The sequence below is a fragment of the Leptolyngbya sp. 'hensonii' genome, from assembly GCF_001939115.1.
Lineage (GTDB): Bacteria > Cyanobacteriota > Cyanobacteriia.
Genome location: NZ_MQTZ01000002.1, coordinates 95,291 through 114,767 on the forward strand (window position 1 = coordinate 95,291; position 19,477 = coordinate 114,767).

At 56.9% G+C, this 19,477-nt stretch carries 4 protein-coding genes; all 4 read left to right on the forward strand.

The genetic code is table 11. The annotated features are described in order from the left end of the window. Positions 1 to 88: 88 nt before the first annotated feature. From BST81_RS00765 to BST81_RS00780, 4 genes are read left to right on the forward strand one after another with little or no spacing between them, the layout of a single operon-like run. Positions 89 to 8,479: a type I polyketide synthase gene (locus tag BST81_RS00765; RefSeq protein ID WP_075596630.1), complete on the forward strand. Its 8,391-nt coding sequence runs from the start codon at positions 89 to 91 to the stop codon at positions 8,477 to 8,479. Further along, a complete protein-coding gene (locus BST81_RS00770; RefSeq protein ID WP_075596631.1) occupies positions 8,476 to 8,736 on the forward strand; it encodes a hypothetical protein in 261 nt (86 codons plus the stop codon). Before BST81_RS00765 ends, BST81_RS00770 begins: the two co-directional genes overlap by 4 nt. Beyond that, positions 8,729 to 15,262: a type I polyketide synthase gene (locus tag BST81_RS00775; RefSeq protein ID WP_083636534.1), complete on the forward strand. Its 6,534-nt coding sequence runs from the start codon at positions 8,729 to 8,731 to the stop codon at positions 15,260 to 15,262. Before BST81_RS00770 ends, BST81_RS00775 begins: the two co-directional genes overlap by 8 nt. A 1-nt stretch (position 15,263) precedes the next feature. After that, positions 15,264 to 19,460 carry a type I polyketide synthase gene (locus BST81_RS00780; protein WP_075596632.1) on the forward strand — a complete coding sequence of 1,399 codons (4,197 nt, stop codon included), beginning with the start codon at positions 15,264 to 15,266 and terminating at the stop codon, positions 19,458 to 19,460. Positions 19,461 to 19,477 lie beyond the last annotated feature (17 nt).

Here is a 19,477-nt window from a genome sequence, read left to right on the forward strand (position 1 = left end):
CAGCAAGCCAGAGGTCATTGCAGACTATTTGAGCAGTTCAGGTGCTTTAATTGCTAGGCACTTTGGTTAGTTAAGAAATAGGGTGGCAATGCTGGATATTATTAACCGATTGAATCATGGCTTTCTGGCTGTACCTGTGATCCTGGCTTGCCGGGAAAAGGGCCTCTTCGACCTGCTGCGGCACCGATCGTTGACCTTGCCAGAGATTACAGCTCAATTGGGTGCAAATTCCGGGCATTTGCATGTAGCATTACGACTGTTGCAGTCTTTGGACTGGCTTTCCTGTGATGAATCAGGAGCATATCGCTGTACGAGTAACGCTCGACTGAGCCAGCATATTCCCCTAGAGATCCTTAACTTGTACGGCTTACCTGCAAAGGCTCTGCTTCAGGATGCGCATCACGAGATCCTGAACCATTGGGTTCAACATTCCCAACAACGGTGGCAGGTAGATGATCCGCTTCTAGCCGATTTTCTGGATGGGGTCCTGGTGATTCCGCTCCTACTGGCGCTGAAACGAGATCATCTGTTGCCGTCCGCTCAAGAGCCCCAAGGTCCATTTCTGAAAGCTCTGCCTCCCTTAGTGCGAGATCCCCTAATGACTCTGTTTACCAGTAAAGGCTGGGTTCAGTCTCAGGGGGAAGATCTCCGCCTGACAGCCCTGGGGCAGTTTATCTGCGATCGAGCACTTTTGACTGGCACTGTTGCCTCCTACACTCCCCTACTCAGTTGTCTACCAGAAGTCCTGTTTGGGGATTGTCAGTCTGTATTTCAACGGGACGCCATTGGACATGAAAGCCATGTTGATCGCACCCTCAATGTGATCTCCAGCGGTTTCCAGCACGAAAAGTACTTTGCTGATGTGGAAGATATTCTCCTCTCCATCTTTAATCGTCTGCCCTATGAAACCCAACCTAACTTTGTTGTCGATATGGGCTGTGGGGATGGCACATTACTGAAGCGGGTGTACGAAACGATTCGGAATCGATCGGCCAGGGGTCAGGTACTGGATCAGTATCCCCTCTGCATGGTGGGTGTGGATTATAACCAGGCTTCTCTGGTCGAGACAGATCGGACCCTGGCTGAGATCCCCCACCGGGTTTTGCCAGGAGATATTGGCGATCCGGCTCAGATGATGGTGGATTTGCAGCAATGTGGCATTCCTCCCGAACAGATCCTGCACATCCGGTCCTTCCTGGATCACGATCGGCCCTTTATTGCCCCCCACCTGCAGGATCAAGTAGCCAGACGGATGAACCTGGAGTACGAAGGGGTCTACGTTGATCCAACGGGAGATTCCATCACGGCACCTGTGATGGTGCAGAGCCTGGTTGAACATCTGGAACGCTGGTCTGGGGTGGTGACCAACCATGGCCTTATTCTCCTGGAAGTTCACTGTTTGCCGCCCAGGGTGGTAGCTCAATTTTTAGACCTCTGTGAAAACTTCCACTTTGATGCCTGCCAGGGCTTTTCCAGGCAACATCTGGTAGAAGCAGATGTGTTCCTAATGTCGGCAGCAGAAGCAGGGTTATTTCCTAAGTTTGACTTTGCCCGACGTTATCCTAAGACCCTCCCTTTCACCCGGATTACCCTCAACTGTTTTGAGAAGCGCCCCTACCGAATTCGCCATCCCCATCTGCAAGATTTACCAGCCCTGCTCCATTTAGAAGCCCGTTGTCTGCCTGAACATCTGCGCATGTCTGCTGAAGCCATCCAGGATCGATTGACTCGCTTCCCCAATGGTCATTGTGTGATGGAACTGGACGGTCAGATTGTGGGTGTGATGTATGGCCAGAAGATTTCTGATATTGATGCACTGAAGCAAGTGACTTATCAGGATCTATCCTCATTGCACAGGGCAGAAGGCAGGATTGTTCAACTATTGGGTATCAATATTTTGCCTGAGTTTCAAGGGCAGGGATGGGGAGAACAACTACGAGATTTTATGGTGCAGCTCTGTGCCCTCAGGGGAGGGATTGAGCGCTTGGTTGGGGTTACCCGCTGCAAGAATTACGCCGATCACCAGGAGATGTCGATTGCAAACTATATCGAGCAGCGCAATGAGTGGGGACAGCGGCTCGATCCGATTCTTCGGTTCCATGAAGAAGGGGGAGCAATCCTGCGGGAACTTCTGCCCCATTTCCGCCCCGAAGACATTGAGAATCAGGGAGCTGGTATCCTGATTGAGTATGATTTGCATCGGAAAAGACTATCGGAGAGTAACCGATCGAGGGTCCTGCAACAGGAACGCACAACCCAACCAGTCGAAACTGTTGTTTCCAACTGCATTGACAGAATTCTTGGGGAAAAACGCCAATCTGCTTTTGGGATGAATCGCCCGCTGATGGAGATGGGACTGGATTCCCTGGAGCTCCTGGAGCTGAGAACTCTGCTCAGTCAGAATCTGGGCACTGAATTGGAGCCGACTTTCTTTTTCCGCTGCAGCACACCAGCTGCCATCACTAAGTTCTTTGAACCGGAGACGCAGGCCGATCGTGCTTCAGAGATTCCTATTCCGGCTGTAACAGACCAGGCTGTTCAGGCTCATACCGCTGAATCCCGGTCAACCGCTCCAGAGGCGATCGCCATCATTGGGATGGCCTGTCGCTTTCCTGGTGGGGTCAACAGTCCGGATGAGTTCTGGACCCTGTTGAGAGCGGGGCGAGATGCGATCACAGAATTGCCTGCAACGCGCTGGTCACTTAACTCCCAGGCCCCACAAGCTATACGCCAGGGTGGTTTTCTCGAGCAGGTAGACCAATTTGATGCGGCCTTCTTCCGCATTTCTCCCCGGGAAGCAGCTGCCCTTGATCCCCAGCAACGCATCCTGCTGGAGGAAACCTGGCATGCCCTGGAACAGGCTGGAATTGCTCCAACATCCTTGGCCGGTACCCAAACAGGAGTTTTTCTGGGGATCTTCTCCCATGATTACGAATTGCTTCAGGTCAAGCAGAGCCAAGCTCAGCCTCTGAACCCTTATTTTGCTACAGGGAATGCCATCTCCGTGGCTGCTGGACGCTTGGCCTATTTCCTGGATTTACGTGGACCAGCAATGGCTGTAGACACAGCCTGTTCTTCTTCCCTGGTTGCATTACACCTGGCCTGTCAGAGTCTACGAGCCGGAGATTGCGATCTGGCTCTAGCCTCTGGGATCAATCTATTGCTGTCACCGGAACTGAGCCTCACTTTCTGTCAGGCCGGGATGCTCTCTCCCGATGGGCGATGCAAGACCTTTGATGCGGCAGCGAATGGCTATGTTCGGGGTGAGGGTTGCGGGGTGATTGTCCTGAAGCGTTTGTCTCAGGCAGTGGCCGATCGGGACAATATCTTGGCTGTGGTTCGGGGCAGTGCGATTAATCAGGATGGAGCCAGCAATGGCTTAACCGCCCCCAATCAACTGGCACAGGAGACCGTTCTGCGTCAGGCTCTGCAGCAGGCAGGTGTCACAGCCCGCGAGGTGGATTATGTGGAAGCCCATGGGACGGCAACATCCCTGGGTGACCCGATCGAAGTGAAGGCGATCAAGGCCGTATACGGGCAGGACCGCCCAACTGAGACCCCCCTGGTCATGGGGTCCGTCAAAACTAACATTGGGCATACTGAAGCGACTGCTGGCATAGCTGGTCTGATTAAAGTGGTGCTCTCTCTTCAGCAGGAGTGGATTCCGGCTCATCTGCACTTCAACCAGATTAACCCGCTGATTGAGCTGACCCAAATTCCGGCAGTGATTCCGGTGGAGGGGCAGCCCTGGCTACGTCAGACAGGCAGACGATTAGCTGGAATCAGTTCCTTTGGCTTCAGTGGCACCAATGCTCATGTGATTTTAGAGGAAGCTCCAGTTCAATCTTCCTCAGCAGAGATCGATCGCTCCCACCACGTTTTCACCCTCACGGCCCAAACGAAATCTGGGCTGAGGGATCTGGCAGTGCGCTATCAACAACACCTGGCAACCCATTCCACCCTTGCTCTGGGGGATATTTGTCACACCGCCAATCGGGGCCGATCGCCGTTTGAGCAACGGCTGGCGATCGTGGCTGAGTCTGGGGCTCACCTGCAGGAAGCGCTGCAGACCTGGATGGCCGGACAGGAGACCCCCCTTCTGGTCCAGGGAGAGGTGCCGTTGAAGCCCCCTACAATCACCTTTCTATTCACCGGCCAGGGTTCCCAGTATATCGGTATGGGTCGGGAGCTATACAACACCCAACCTGTTTTCCGGGATGCCCTCGATCGCTGTGCGGCGATTCTCCAACCCCTGCTGGAGACGCCCTTGTTGGAGGTTCTGTATCCAACCTCCTCAGAGTCCAGCTCTGCCAATCTCCTGAATCAAACCGTCTATACCCAACCCGCTCTCTTTGCTCTGGAATATGCCCTGGCCCAGATGTGGCAGTCCTGGGGGGTTCAGCCCAGTATGGTCATGGGGCATAGTGTGGGTGAGTATGTGGCCGCCTGTATCGCAGGTGTATTCAGCCTGGAGGATGGGTTGAAACTGATTGCAGCCCGGTCGCGGCTGATGCAGGCCCTGCCTCAGAATGGGGCGATGATTGCGGTGATGGCGGATGAGGCTACGATCTTGCCTGTGATGCAGCCCTATGTCCAGGATGTGGCTCTGGCCGCAGTCAACGGTCCCCTGAATGTAGTTCTTTCAGGGCGGCGAGAGGCGATTGCGGAAATTACGATCGTGCTGGAGGCTAAGGGAATCAAAGTCACCCCGCTGGCTGTGTCCCATGCCTTCCACTCTCCCCTGATGGAGCCGATGCTGGCGGAGTTTGCCCAGATCGCTGCTACGGTTCACTATGCGGTGCCTAAAATTCCCCTGATCTCTAACCTCACAGGGCAACGGGTGACAACGGAACTCATGACCCCCGATTACTGGTGTCGCCATGTGCGTCAGACTGTCCAGTTTGCTGCTGGGATGAGCACCCTGCACCAGCAAGGCGATCAAATTTTTGTTGAGATTGGTCCCCGTCCTGTGCTCGCGGGGATGGGGAAAGCCTGTTTGCCTGCGGAGGGCGTGGTCTGGTGTCCCAGTCTGCGACCGGGCCTGTCGGATTGGCGATCGCTGCTGGAAAGTGTGGCCCAGTTGTTTGTACAGGGCGTGGCCATAGACTGGGCCAGTCTGGATCAGGGATTTGCCTATCGGCGCATTCCTCTGCCCACTTACCCCTTTGAACGGCAGCGCTACTGGCTGGACGCCAGCCCTGATGTTCCTTCAGCGGTGGTTGAACCTTCGGTGCAAACACCGATCGTAGACCTGCTGAACCGGGGGGATATCTCCCAGTTGCTCCAACTGGTGCAGCAGGCTGGGCATTTCTCCACCGAACAGGCGCAGCTTTTGCCCGAGATCTTGCAGGTTTTGGTACAGCAGCATCAGCAAGCGATCGCGACCAATTCCGTTCAGGATCTGCTGTACGAAGTGGCGTGGCAGCCCAAGGGATTGATCAGCCCTCGATTGACCCCTGATTATCTCCCGGCTCCCCAGGCTGTGATTGAACCGGTGCGATCGGGGCTGGCCCAATTAACCCCTCAACCAGAGCTGGTAGCCCATCTGAATGTCCTCAGTATCAATTACATTCTGCAGGCTATGGCCCATCTGGGCTGGAGTTTCCAGGTGGGGCAGCGCTTCTCTGCGGCTGGAATGGCCGAGCAATTAGGAATTGTCCCTCAGCATCAGCGGCTATGGGTACGCCTGCTGGAAATGCTGGCGGAAGAGGGGATTGTGCAATCTATGGGTTCAGACTGGCAGGTTTTGCAAGCCCCTGCGGTCGCCCCTGCTGATCTGAAGCCCCTGCTGGCCACCTATCCAGAAGCAGCGACGGAGTTAACCCTGTTCGATCGCTGCGGATCTCATCTGGCAGAGGTGCTGTCCGGAAGCTGCGATCCTCTCCATCTCCTCTTCCCAGAAGGCGATGCTACAACCGCTACATCCCTGTATCAGGATTCTCCCACCTTCAGACCCATGAACCTCCTGATTCAGAAGGCTATTTCGGCGGTACTGGAGCATGTGCCATCCCATCGGGGCATTCGGATTCTGGAAATTGGAGCTGGAACGGGTGGAACCACAAGTCATATCCTGCCCCATCTCAACCCCCATCAAACCGAATACACCTTTACGGATGTTGGTGCTTTCTTTCTGAACCAGGCCAGAGAGAAATTTTCGGATTATCCCTTTATTCGCTATCAAGTTCTGGACATTGAACAGGAGCTTGAATCACAGGGATTTGAATCGGAGCAGTACGATTTAGTTCTGGCAGCCAATGTGCTCCATGCTACGACAGATTTGGCCCAAACCCTGAAGCAGGTCCGACAGTTGCTGGCCCCTAAAGGGATGCTGCTACTGCTAGAGGGAACAGAGCGCTGCCGTTGGATTGACCTAATTTTTGGCTTAATTGAGGGCTGGTGGAGATTTGCAGATTATACGCTGCGCCCTTCCTATCCCCTCCTCTCCCCAGCCCAGTGGCGGGATTTGTTGCACCAAACTGACTTTCAGGACATTGTGACCTTAACGCCTGAAATGGATGTTTTGTTCCCCCAAGCCATCGTGATGGCCCAGGCTCCTGAGGCTTCTTCGCTATCAAGCCATTCTCCTCAAGATTGGTTGATCCTGTCCGATCGCCATATGGGTCAGCAACTTGCCAGCCACCTGCGCTCTCGCCAGGATTCCTGCATTCTGGTTGTTCCCGGCGCAGACTATCGTGCCCTGTCTGCCCATGAATTTACCCTCAACCCGACGCAGCCTGAACATTTTCAGCAGCTCTTCTCTGATCTTGCTTCCCGCCCGCTGAAAGGGATTGTGCATCTGTGGGGCATGGATAGAACATTTGCTGAGGTCCCTACAACTGAGGAAGTGGAACAGGCCATTCACTTTAGTTGTGGGGGTGTGTTGCACTTGTTGCAGGCGCTGTATCAGACTGCTTTCTTTCCTGTTCCCCGGCTCTGGCTGGTCACCCAGGCTGCAGCACCCACAGGAATTTGCCCTCTGCCGGGGTTGACCCAATCTCCTCTGTGGGGCATGGCCAAGGTGATTGACCTGGAATACCCCGAACTCAACTGTGTCAGGATCGATCTGGATTTTCAGAGCACTGAGGATACTCCAAAGAAGCTGTTTGAGGAAATCTGGGCTGGAAGTGATGAAGGCCAGGTAGCCTTCCGCCAGGGACAGCGCCAGGTAGCCCGATTGGTGTCCCACCACTCACAGACCTCGCCCCAGTCGAATTCAACCCTGCCACTGAGCTTGCAACCGGAAGCTACTTACCTGATCACAGGGGGATTAGGGGGATTGGGGTTGCTGTTTGCCCAATGGATGGTGCAACGAGGAGCCCAACATCTTGTCCTCATTAGCCGTCGAACCCCGGATGATGCTATCCAGGCTCAGTTAGATCACCTGGAACAGATGGGGGCCAGGGTGATGGTTGCCTCAATAGATGTGTCGGAACATGACTCAGTGGTCCGATTGCTGTCAACTCTGGAACAGTCTTTTCCCCCTTTGCGTGGGGTCATCCATGCTGCCGGAATACTGGACGATGGCATCTTGCAGCAACAGACCTGGTCCCGATTTGCAAAAGTCCTGGCACCCAAAGTGAACGGGGCATGGAATTTACATACGCTGACTCGCCATCTGGATCTGGATTTCTTCGTCTGCTTTTCTTCGATCTCGGCTCTCCTGGGCAGTGCCGGTCAGGCTAATCATGCGGCGGCCAATGCTTTCTTAGATGCTCTGGCATACGAACGACGATCGCAGGGTTTGCCCGGATTGAGCATCAACTGGGGTCTTTGGAGTGAAGTGGGTGCTGCCATGAAGTTTGAAACTGGAACGGCCTGGAAAAATCGAGGGATCCAGCCTATGACCCCTCAGCAGGGGCTGGCCGTGATGGCATATCTATTGCCTCAACCAGATGTGCAGGTCGGGGCATTTGGGATCAATTGGGCAGAGTTTCTGGAGAGAACGCCTCCCGCTGTTTTCTTGGAGAACTTTCAGTCTGAGACGGAACAGGAGCAGGGGCAAGATCTCCCGATCAGCTTCCTGCAGCAGCTGGAAGCGGCACCTGATCAGCAGCGACATGAACTCCTGCTAACTCATGTTCGGAGTCAGATTGCTAAAGTACTGGCACTTAAATCTGTAGAATCCATGAGTATTCAGCAAGGCTTCTTTGATCTGGGGATGGATTCTCTGACTTCCGTGGAGTTGAGAAATTCCCTGCAAGGTAGCTTAAGGTGTGAACTGCCCTCAACTCTGGCCTTTGACTATCCGACTATTGAAAAACTGGTAGATTATCTGGCCACAGAGATATTAAGTCTGAATCCTCCGTCTGATTTGGCAGTCGAACAGAAACAATTGATAGAAAATCTAGACTTAGGACTTGCTTTAACTGAAATTGAACAGCTTTCCGAAGCAGAGGTTGAGGCCGAGATTGCGAAGGAACTAGCAGAACTGAACGATATTCTTGGCCATCGCCAAATGACGGAAAACGAGGTGATATGACTACCCCTACCCTGGCTAGACCTGTGATCAATGAGCCTCTTCCCGTTCTGGATATCCCCGATTTTCTGGATGCCTCGCTTCAGCTCTCAACTCCTCAGGAGGTCTTTCTCCTCTTCAAAGAAACCCGCATTACCCTAGAGACAACTGTTCAGGCCAAAGGTCGATCCATTACGCCGATACTGGATGAGATTGAAGTTGCGATCATGCAAGCACTCACAGAGCTGGAGAATATCCTGAGAGGCAAATCCCATGAGTAATGGTTCGGGAAAGGCCAATTCACTTTCTGCATCCCAACAGGTGCTACTGGCCCTGAAGGAAGCACGGGCGCGACTGGAAGCGATCGAGGCCGCCAAAACCGAGCCGATCGCTATCATTGGCATGGGGTGCCGATTTCCTGGCGATGCGAATCATCCGGAATCCTTCTGGCAGTTGCTGAGCAATGGCGTTGATGCAATCGCTGAAGTTCCGTCCAATCGCTGGGATGTGGATACCTACTACGATTCTGACCCCGATCGGCCTGGAAAAATGAATATTCGGGCTGGTGGGTTTATCCAGCTTCCTCAGGACTTTGATGCTCATTTCTTTGGCATTGCTCCTCGCGAAGCGGTCAGCTTGGACCCTCAACAACGGTTGTTACTAGAGGCCAGTTGGGAGGCTCTGGAAAATGCTGGCATCGCAGCCGATCAGCTCAATGGCCAGCCTACAGGTGTTTTCATGGCCATTTGTTGGAATGATTATGCCCAGCAATTAATGGCCCGACAACCGGAAGAGATCGACGCCTACATGGCTTCCGGAATTGCCAATAGCATGGCAGCCGGTCGTCTGTCTCACATCCTGGGATTACAGGGACCCAGCCTATCGGTGGATACCGCCTGCTCTTCATCCTTGGTTGCCCTACATCTGGCCTGCCAGAGCCTGCGGAACGGAGAGTGTAATATGGCGCTGATCGGAGCAGTCAGCCAGTTGCTCCTGCCATCTGTTTATATCAATTTTACTAAAGCCCGTATGTTGTCTCCTGACAATCGTTGCAAAACCTTTGATGCTGCAGCTGATGGGTTTGTGCGATCTGAAGGGTGCGGCGTAATTGTTGTGAAGCGGTTATCTGATGCGATCTCAGGTGGCGATCGCATTCTTGCCGTAATTCGAGGATCTGCCGTTAACCATGATGGGCATACCAGTGGATTAACCGTGCCGAATGGCCCTGCCCAGCAAAACGTAATTCGGAGAGCTTTGAAAAATGCGGGCGTGGAGCCTGCTCAGGTGGGTTATATTGAGGCCCACGGAACAGGGACCTCTCTGGGAGATCCGATTGAAGTGGGTGCTCTGGCTACAGTGTTTGCCAAAGAGCATTCTCAGGAGCATCCTTTGTTACTGGGTTCCGTTAAAACAAACATTGGCCATCTGGAAGCAGCAGCAGGTATGGCCGGAGTGTTCAAAGTCATTCTTTCCTTGCAACATCAAGAAATTCCGCCCCACCTACATTTTCAGCAGCCCAATCCCCATATTGCCTGGAAAGACCTCCCATTTGTGGTCCCTACCGAGCGAACCCCCTGGCTCTCTGGAGCACAACAACGAATTGCAGGAATCAGCTCCTTTGGCTTTAGCGGTACCAATGCCCATATCATTTTGGCGGAAGGGCCAACACCCGTGCCCTTGCCTCAGGCAGCCCGATCGACCCAGCTCCTGACCCTTTCCGCCAAAACAGAACCAGCGTTACAGCAACTGGCCGATCGCTATCGACAGCACCTGCTGGCTGATCCCAGCCTGAACTTGGGGGACGTTTGCTTTACGGCTAGCACGGGTCGATCGCACTTTTCCCATCGGCTGGGCATTGTGGCCGCTTCTCCGACCGAGGCAGCCGAACAACTCTCTGCCTATCTGGCTGGGGAGAGCCTGCCGACGATCGTCGGTGGTCAAGCGCAACGACAACAGCCCAGGGTCGCTTTTCTGTTTACAGGCCAGGGTTCCCAGTATGTAGGGATGGGTCGCCAGATCTATGAGACGAATCCGGTCTTCCGGCAGACTCTGGATCACTGTGCGGAGATCCTGAAATCCTATCTCGATCGTCCGTTGCTGGAGATTTTGTATCCCGAACAGGACGATCTGGGCTGGCTCGACCAGACAGCCTCTACCCAGCCCGCTCTCTTTGCCCTGGAGTATGCCCTGACCGAGGTCTGGCGCTCCTGGGGGATTGAACCGGCGATCGTCATGGGGCACAGTGTGGGCGAATATGTGGCGGCCTGTGTGGCTGGGGTGTTCAGCCTGGAGGATGGGCTGAAGCTGATCGCCGCCAGAGGACGACTGATGCAGGCGTTACCGGCTGGGGGCACCATGCTGGCGGTGCTGGCGGCGGAACCCCAGGTGCGGCAGGCGATCGCGCCCTATGGGGATCAGGTGGCGATTGCTGCGGTCAATGGCCCCACAAATATCGTGATTTCCGGTCCGACCAGCCTGATTGAAACCATTCAACAGAAGCTCCAGGCAGATGGGATTGAGGTGCGGCCCCTCATGGTGTCCCATGCCTTCCACTCCCCCCTGATGGAGCCGATGCTGGCAGAGTTCGAGGCGATCGCCCGCCAGGTCCAGTTTCAGGCTCCTCGAATTTCCCTGGTCTCCAATCTGACCGGGCAACTCTGGCGATCGGGGGAAGTTCCTGATGCGGCTTACTGGCGACAGCATGTGCGGTCTACCGTGCAGTTCGCAGCAGGTATGACCACCCTGCAAACCCAGGGCTACAGCCTGTTCCTGGAAATTGGCCCCCGCCCTGTGGTGACGGGCATGGGCCGCTACTGCCTACCGGACCCTGCCCTCGTCTGGCTGGCCTCCCTCCGGCCTGGCGTGGAAGACTGGCAGCAACTGTTGATCAGCCTGGGAACGCTTTACGCTCAAGGGGCAACGGTCAATTGGTCAGCCCTGGATCCGGAAACGCCTAACCAGAAAGTATCTCTGCCAACCTATCCCTTTCAACGGCAACGCTATTGGGTGGATGCCCCCCCAGAACCCCTCTCTCCCCCGCTTCAGCCCCGCTCAGGCGGTCATCCCTTGCTGGGACAACGCCTGACCCTGGCCACGACCGAGGTGGTGTTCGAGGCTTGCCTGGGGCCGGATGCCCCCCCATTCCTGGCTGATCATCGGGTGGCGGGCACGGCGATCGTACCTGCAACGGCTTATGTTGAAATGGCTCTGGCGGCAGCCCGACAGGTCTTGGGTCAACCAGATGCGCTGCTGACGATCGAGGATCTGGTGATTCATGCCCCCCTGGCCCTGTCAGAAGCCGAACCACAGACGGTGCAGCTTCTGCTGAACCTAACGGGAGACAACACTGGCTCGTTCCGAATCCTGAGTTTGCAGGCCAGTACGGCAACCTGGCAGCTCCATGCCTCCGGGCGAGCCTCCTGCGGGCCGATCGCGACGGCTGAGTCACCCGTGCCGGACCTGGACGCCTTTCGAGCCACAGCCCAGAACCAGATCGAGGCAGACACCCACTACCACCAGTTTCAACAGCGCGGGCTGGACTTTGGTCCCCAATTTCAGGGGGTGGTGCGGCTCTGGCAAAGAGAGGGGCAAGCCCTGGGCGAGATCCACCTGCCTGCGGCGCTGACTTCAGAACTTACCTCCTATCAGTTTCATCCGGCCCTACTGGATGCTTGTTTACAGGTCTTGGGAACCCTGCTCCCCGATGGCCTAACGGCCTATCTGCCCATGAGTCTGGCCCAGTTTCGCCTCTATCGCCAGCCCCCGGCTGTCCTCTGGAGTCAACTGACCCTGCGCCCTGGTAGTTCAAGTCTGGACACCCTCACTGCCGATCTGGTGCTGGTGGATGCAGCGGGCCAACGGGTGGCCGAAGTGGAAGGATTTGCCTGCCGTCGCTTTGATCCAAACCGGACTCAGGCCAATCGTCAGCCGGATGGGTGCTATGAAATCCTCTGGCAGCCCAAATCCCGATCGATGGATCTGAACCCGCCCGCCCCAGGAAGTTGGTTGATTTTTGCTGACGCGATCGGATTTGGAGAGGCCCTGGTCAGTCATCTGGAGGCTCAGGGGCAGACCTGCATCTGGGTGACCCCTGGATCTACCTATCGGCAGGTGGAGGCCGATCGGATCCAGGTTGATCCTGCCGATCCCAACGAATTTCGTCAGGCTCTGCAAGCAGCAGGTCCGGCCCTGCGGGGGATCATTTTCCTCTGGGCGATCGATCCAGCGACAGATCTGACGGCAGCCCAGGTCCAGGGTAGTGGGGTGATGTTGCACCTGGTGCAGGCGATCGCGGCCCAGGGCCTCAGCTCTTGGCCCCGCCTCTGGATTCTCACCCAGGGGAGTCAGGCGGTGATTTCAGTTCCAGCGGCCCCGATCTCATTGGCCCAGGCTCCCCTCTGGGGGCTGGGCCGGGTGATCAGCCAGGAATTCCCAGAACTACAATGCACCCAGATTGACCTGGATCCCCTGGGCCTGACCGATCAGGTGGCCCTGCTCTTGCCGGACCTGCTTGCCCCCGATCTGGAAGACCAGATTGCCCTGCGCCAGGGCGATCGCTATGTGCCCCGGCTTCATCCCAAAGTCCTGGAACCCAGACCTGTCAACCGTCCGCCGGTGTTTTTGTTCACCCCCCAGCCGGGGATTCTGGATCACCTGGAATTGCGTCCCCAGATTCGGCGTAGTCCTGGTCCCAGGGAGGTGGAAATCCAGATCGAAGCTGTGGGCATTGGCTTCCGGGATGTCCTGCATGCTTTGGGTCTGTATCCAGATGGGGACATTCAACTGGGCAGTGAATGCGCCGGGACGATCGTGGCGATCGGGGAGGGGGTGACGGAATTTCAGGTCGGGGATCCCGTCCTGTCCCTGGCGGAGGGCTGTTTTGGCTCCTTCGTCACCGTGCGAGTGGAACGGGTCGCCCGCAAACCATCCCACCTGAGCTTTGCTGAAGCTGCCACCATTCCTGCTTCTTTCCTAACGGCCCATTACACCCTGCATACCCTGGCCCGCCTCTCTGTCGGACAGCGGGTGCTGATTCACGCCGGGACAGGAGGAGTGGGGTTGGCCGCCATCCAGTTGGCCCAGCGGGCTGGAGCCGAAATCTTTGCCACAGCCGGGAGCCCAGAAAAGCGCGCCTTGCTCAAGGCCATGGGAGTGCCCCATGTGTTCAGTTCCCGCACCCTGGACTTTGCCGAGGAGATTTTGTGTCTCACGGCGGGACAGGGGGTGGATGTCATCCTGAATTCCCTGGCGGATGACTTTATCCCGGCTAGCCTCTCCATCTTGGCGGATCAGGGCTGCTTCCTGGAAATTGGCAAGCGGGGCATCTGGGAGCCGCAGCAGGTGGCCCAGGTTCGACCCCAGGCAGCTTACCATGTGGTCTATCTGGGGGCGATCGCGGAACAGCAACCGGAACTCCTTCAATCTCTGTTCATCGAGGTAATGGCTGGTTTTGAGGGGGGCTCCCTACAGCCGCTGCCATTACAGCTCTTTCCCCTGAATCAGGTGGTGGATGCCTTCCGCTATATGGCCCAGGCCAAACATATCGGCAAAATTGTGGTGCTTCCGGAGGCCCCACCCCTATCGGTGCGATCGGAGGCCACCTATCTGATTACAGGGGGCCTGGGTGGATTGGGTCTAGCTGTGGCCAGGGGACTGGTCGATCGGGGGGCGCGGCATCTGGTGCTACTGGGGCGCAGGGCCGCTTCTGGGACCGCTCAGACAATCCTGGCTGACCTGGAGAAAGCTGGTTGTCAGGTGCGGGTGGCGGCGGTGGATGTGGCCGATCGAGCTGCTCTGACCCACCTGCTGGCTGAGGTAGAGATTGAAATGCCGCCTTTGCGAGGGGTGATCCATGCCGCCGGAGTTCTGGAGGATGGGGTGCTGCTGCAACAGGACTGGAGCCGCTTCGATCGGGTCTTTGCCCCCAAGGTCTATGGCAGTTGGAATCTGCACCATCTCACCCGCGATGTACCCCTGGATTTCTTTGTCCTGTTCTCGGCTGGAGCCAATTTGTTTGGGTTTACAGGGCAGGGCAATTACGTTGCTGCCAATGCTTTCCTGGATGCCCTGGCCCACGATCGACGGGCCTATGGCTTACCCGCAATCAGCATTAATTGGGGGGCCTGGGCCGAGGTGGGGATGGCGACCCAATCTATCGCCAAGCAGCGGATTACCCTGCGGGGACTGGATTTAATTCCGCCGGAACAGGGGGTGCAGGCGCTGTTCCAGGTTCTGGATGCCAACCCGATTCAGGTTGCTATGCTGCCCATGAACTGGGCCCATTTCTTCCGACAATCCCCTGAACAGGCGGAGCGCCCTTTCTTTGCCGATATGGTGGCCCGATCACAGGTTGTCCCATCCCAGCCAGCCTCTGCCTCCGTTTCTCCTGGTTGGCTGGAGCAGCTCCTGGCCACTCCGCCTGCCCGCCGCCGGAAGGGGCTGCTGACGTTTGTGCAGGAGCAAAGCCTGAAGGTGCTGGGTCTCGATCGCGCCACCCCCCTAGACCCGCGCCAGCCCTTGCAGGAGTTGGGTCTGGATTCCCTGATGGCCGTGGAATTGCGCAATCTCCTCTCAGCGGCAACCAAACTACCCCTGGCCGCCACCTTTGTGTTTGATTACCCTACCCCAGAAGCGATGACTGAGACTCTGTTACAGCAGTTGAGTCCCGATCCTATAGAATCAGGGACTTCGCCGATCGATCTGCCCAATGCCCTACTTGATGATCTGGGAGATCTGGAACAACTTTCGGAGGAAGCCGCGACCGCTTTGCTATTGGCAGAACTGGAATCACTACGGGAGAGAAGTTGATATGGGGCAGCCGGAAAATCAGGGTGTGACCTCCGCCCGTGGACCAGAGTTATCCGCTGTGAAGCAGGCCCTGCTGGAGGTGCGGCAATTACGTAACCGCCTGGATCAAATGGAACAGGCTCGCTCAGAGCCGATCGCCATCATTGGTATCGGGTGCCGCTTTCCTGGGGGCGTGGACGGTCCAGATAGCTTCTGGCAACTGTTGGAACAGGGCGTGGATGCGATTACGGAAGTTCCACCCGATCGCTGGGATATAGACGCCTACTATGATGCGAATCCCCAGGCCCCTGGCAAAATGGCCAGTCGTTGGGGTGGATTCCTGGAACAGGTCGATCGGTTTGATGCGCCTTTTTTTGGCATTGCCCCCCGAGAAGCCGCAGCTATGGACCCCCAGCAGCGGTTGTTGCTGGAGGTGAGTTGGGAAGCCCTGGAGCAGGCAGGCCAGTCTCCCGCACAACTGTTCGGTAGTCAGACGGGGGTGTTTATCGGCATCTCCACGATCGACTATGCCCACATTCTGTTTGGTCAGTCCCTGGCTGAAATTGATGCCTATGCTGGTGTGGGCTTTTCCCATAGTATTGCCGCCGGACGGCTAGCTTACGTGCTGGGAGTGCAGGGACCGACGGTGGCGATCGATACAGCCTGCTCTTCCTCCCTGGTGGCGGTGCATCAGGCAGTGCAGAATCTGCGTCTGGGCACCTGTTCCATGGCCCTGGCTGGTGGGGTTAACCTGATTTTGCGGCCTGATTTAGGGGTTACCTTTTCGAAGGCTCAAATGCTCTCCCCCGATGGCCGCTGCAAAACTTTTGATGCCCGTGCCGATGGTTATGTGCGCTCGGAAGGGTGCGGCATGGTGGTCCTGAAGCGGCTGTCGGATGCAATCGCCGATCGGGACCAGATTCTGGCCCTGATTCGAGGGTCAGCCATTAACCATGATGGTCGTAGTAGTGGGATTACCGCTCCCAATGGCCCATCTCAAACTGCGGTGATCCGGGCTGCCCTGGCCGATGGGCACCTGAAACCGGAGCAGGTGGCCTATGTGGAAACCCATGGCACCGGGACTTCCCTGGGGGACCCGATCGAAGTTCAAGCCCTCTACCAGGCTGTGGGACAGGGGCGAACGGCTACCCAGCCTCTGCAAATTGGCTCAGTGAAGACCAATCTGGGCCACCTGGAAGCGGCGGCTGGGATTGCTAGTCTGATTAAGGCGGTTTTAGTGCTGCAGCATGAACAAATCCCGCCCCATCTGCATCTACAGCAGTTGAATCCCTACATTGCCTGGGATAGCCTGCCAATCACGGTTCCAACCCAAACCACGCCCTTGATGGGATCCGCCGATTGCCCCCTGGTGGGAGTCAGTTCCTTCGGGTTCAGTGGCACCAATGCCCATCTGGTGCTGTCCACCGCTCCCGCTCCTGTCTCCCCCGATCCAACTCCGGATCGGCCCTGCCATCTGTTTACCCTGTCCGTGAAGCGGCAGAGTGACTTACCTGCCCTGCTGCAGCGCTACGATTCCTTCCTGAGCACCACGACCGCGTCCCTGGCAGATATCTGTTTCACTGCCAATGGGGGTCGTCTGGCCCTGGTCGATCGGGTTGCCCTGGTGGTGGCTGATCGGGCTGAGTTGCGCCAGAAACTTCTTACCCTGGCTGCTGGCCAGAGCCCTGCGGGGTGCCTGCGTGGCCAGGTGTTTGAGACGGCCTCTCCGGAAATCACCTTTGGGTTTAGTGGTGCAACCAACCGCCTGCTTCAGGCTGGCCAGCAATTATTCCAGACCCAGCCCCAGTTCCGGAGTCTACTGGAGCAATGTGATGCCCTGCTGCGATCGCACCTGGATGTGCCATTGCTGGAGGTGCTGTACCCGACAGGTTCCTCTGTCCTTCTGGATCGGCCTGCCTATGCCCAACCAGCTCTCTTCGCCCTGAATTATGCCTTGGCCCAATTGTGGCAGAGTTGGGGAATTCGGCCTACCCTGGTCACGGGTCAGGGGGCGGGGGAAATCGTGGCTGCCTGTGTCGCCGGGGCGCTGCCCCTGGAAGTGGGGCTGGCCCTGGCTGTGCTGCAGGGCCAGAATCTGGAGCAGCCCTCAACTCCCCTGGCCGATCGACTCACAACCCTGCTGGCCTCTGTTCCCGCTACGACCCCTCCCATCGGCATTATTTCTGGAGTAACGGGCCAGTTTGTTGCTGCCACCGAACTCACCCAGCCCTCTTACTGGCTGCAACTCTGGCAACAGCCTCCCGCCTGGGGGCGGGTGTTGCAAACCCTGGCGGCACAGAACCAGACCCTCTGCCTGGAGATTGGCCCCCACCCTGATTTATCCCTTCTGGAGCGATCGGCCTATCCTGATTCGATCTGGTTCTCCTCTCTCCATATCGATCGAGAGGACTGGTTGTCGCTGCTGGAAAACCTGGCGGCCCTGTATGTGCGAGGACTGCCGATCGATTGGATTGCTTTCGATCAGCCCTACCCTCGGCAGCGGCTTGCCCTTCCCACCTATCCCTGGGCCAAGGAACCCTACTGGATCGAGACATCTGCCCCTCCCCTCCTGGGGCAACCGCCCTCTCTGTGGGACCAGATCACGACTGCCGGAACCCAACAGGCCCAGCAGGGGCCACTGGATCTGGCCCTGGATACCTATGCCGATCGCTGGGCCTGCCTGGAGCGGCTGACCGTGGCTTATATCATTCAGACCCTGCAGACCCTGGGGGCTTTTGCCCAGACTGGAGATCGGGCCTCTGTCGATGCCCTGCTGACCCAATTACAGATCCGTCCCACCTACCGTCCCCTCCTGCTTCGCTGGTTAAAACACCTGGTAGCCGCCCAACTGCTTCAGACCGTGGGGGATGAATTTATTGCCCTGCAGCCCCTGCCCCCTGCAGCCCTGGCGGAGGCAAAGCAGGCGGCCCAGCAGAGTCTGACAGCAGAGCAGCCCCTGCTCACCTATGTGGAACGATGCGGCGATCGGCTGGCTCCCATTCTCACCGGTACAGCTAGTGCCCTGGATACCCTGTTTCCAGAAGGCTCTCTGGAGACGGCCAACTATCTTTACCGGGATTGGGCCATGATTCGCTACTTCAGTGGCATCATGCAGCAGATCGTGGCTAGTTTAGTGCGCCTGACGCCTGCTGATCGGCCCTTGCAAATTCTGGAAATTGGGGCCGGGACTGGCGGGACTGCCGCTGTCTTGTTGCCGTTGCTGCCGCCGGAGCGGACCCATTACCAGTTCACAGATGTCTCTGATTTCTTCCTGGGTCGAGCTGCAGAGAAATTCAGGGCCTATCCCTTTGTTCGCTACAGCCTGCTGAATGTGGAACAGGATCCCCAGGAACAGGGCTATACTCCAGCCAGCGTTGATCTGATTGTGGCGGCGAATGTCTTGCATGCCACCCAGGATCTACGATCGACCCTGAAGCATGCCCGATCGTTGCTGGCTCCCGGTGGCTTGTTAATTTTGTTTGAAGTTACAACCCACCTCACCTGGTTTGATATCACTACTGGCCTGATTGAGGGGTGGGAACGGTTTGAAGATGACTGGCGACAGGACGATCCCCTGTTGCCAGCCTCTACCTGGCAGCAAGCCCTGCAGGAAGCTGGATTTGAACAGGTCATAGCCTTTCCTCAGGCTGGTTCGGCGGCAGAAATTCTGGGAGCCCATGTCATGGTGGCTCAGACTTCCCTGGCTGCGGCCAGTGCTGCCAGGGGGCAACCAGTGCAGCGCACGGCCAGCCCCCTGCCGGAAGTTGCCCCCAGCCCCCCGATCGCCCCTGCTGACCTTCTGCGGCAGGACCTGCTGGCCGCCCTACCTGATGAGCGTCGGGAGCGCCTGACCCAGTTTGTGCGAGAACAGGTGGCGGCGGTGCTGCGCTCACCGATCGAGGGTCTGCATCCCCGCCATCGCTTGATGGATATTGGGGTGGATTCTCTCATGGCTGTAGATTTGCGCAACCGCCTGCAAACGGGATTGGGCCTGACCCAGACCATCCCAGCAACCTTGATGTTTGACTATCCGACGATCGCCGCGATCGCCAGTTACCTGGAGGGTCTGCTGACCCCATCCCCCCAGGCCCCTGCGCCCGTTCCATCCCCTGACTCCCCGGAGGGACCTCCCCCGGCACCTGCTACCCTCCCAGATCTGGAGCAACTTTCTGATCAGGAAGTGGAAGCTTTACTGCTTGAGAAGTTGAATCAACTGTAATTTCACTGTCACTGGAT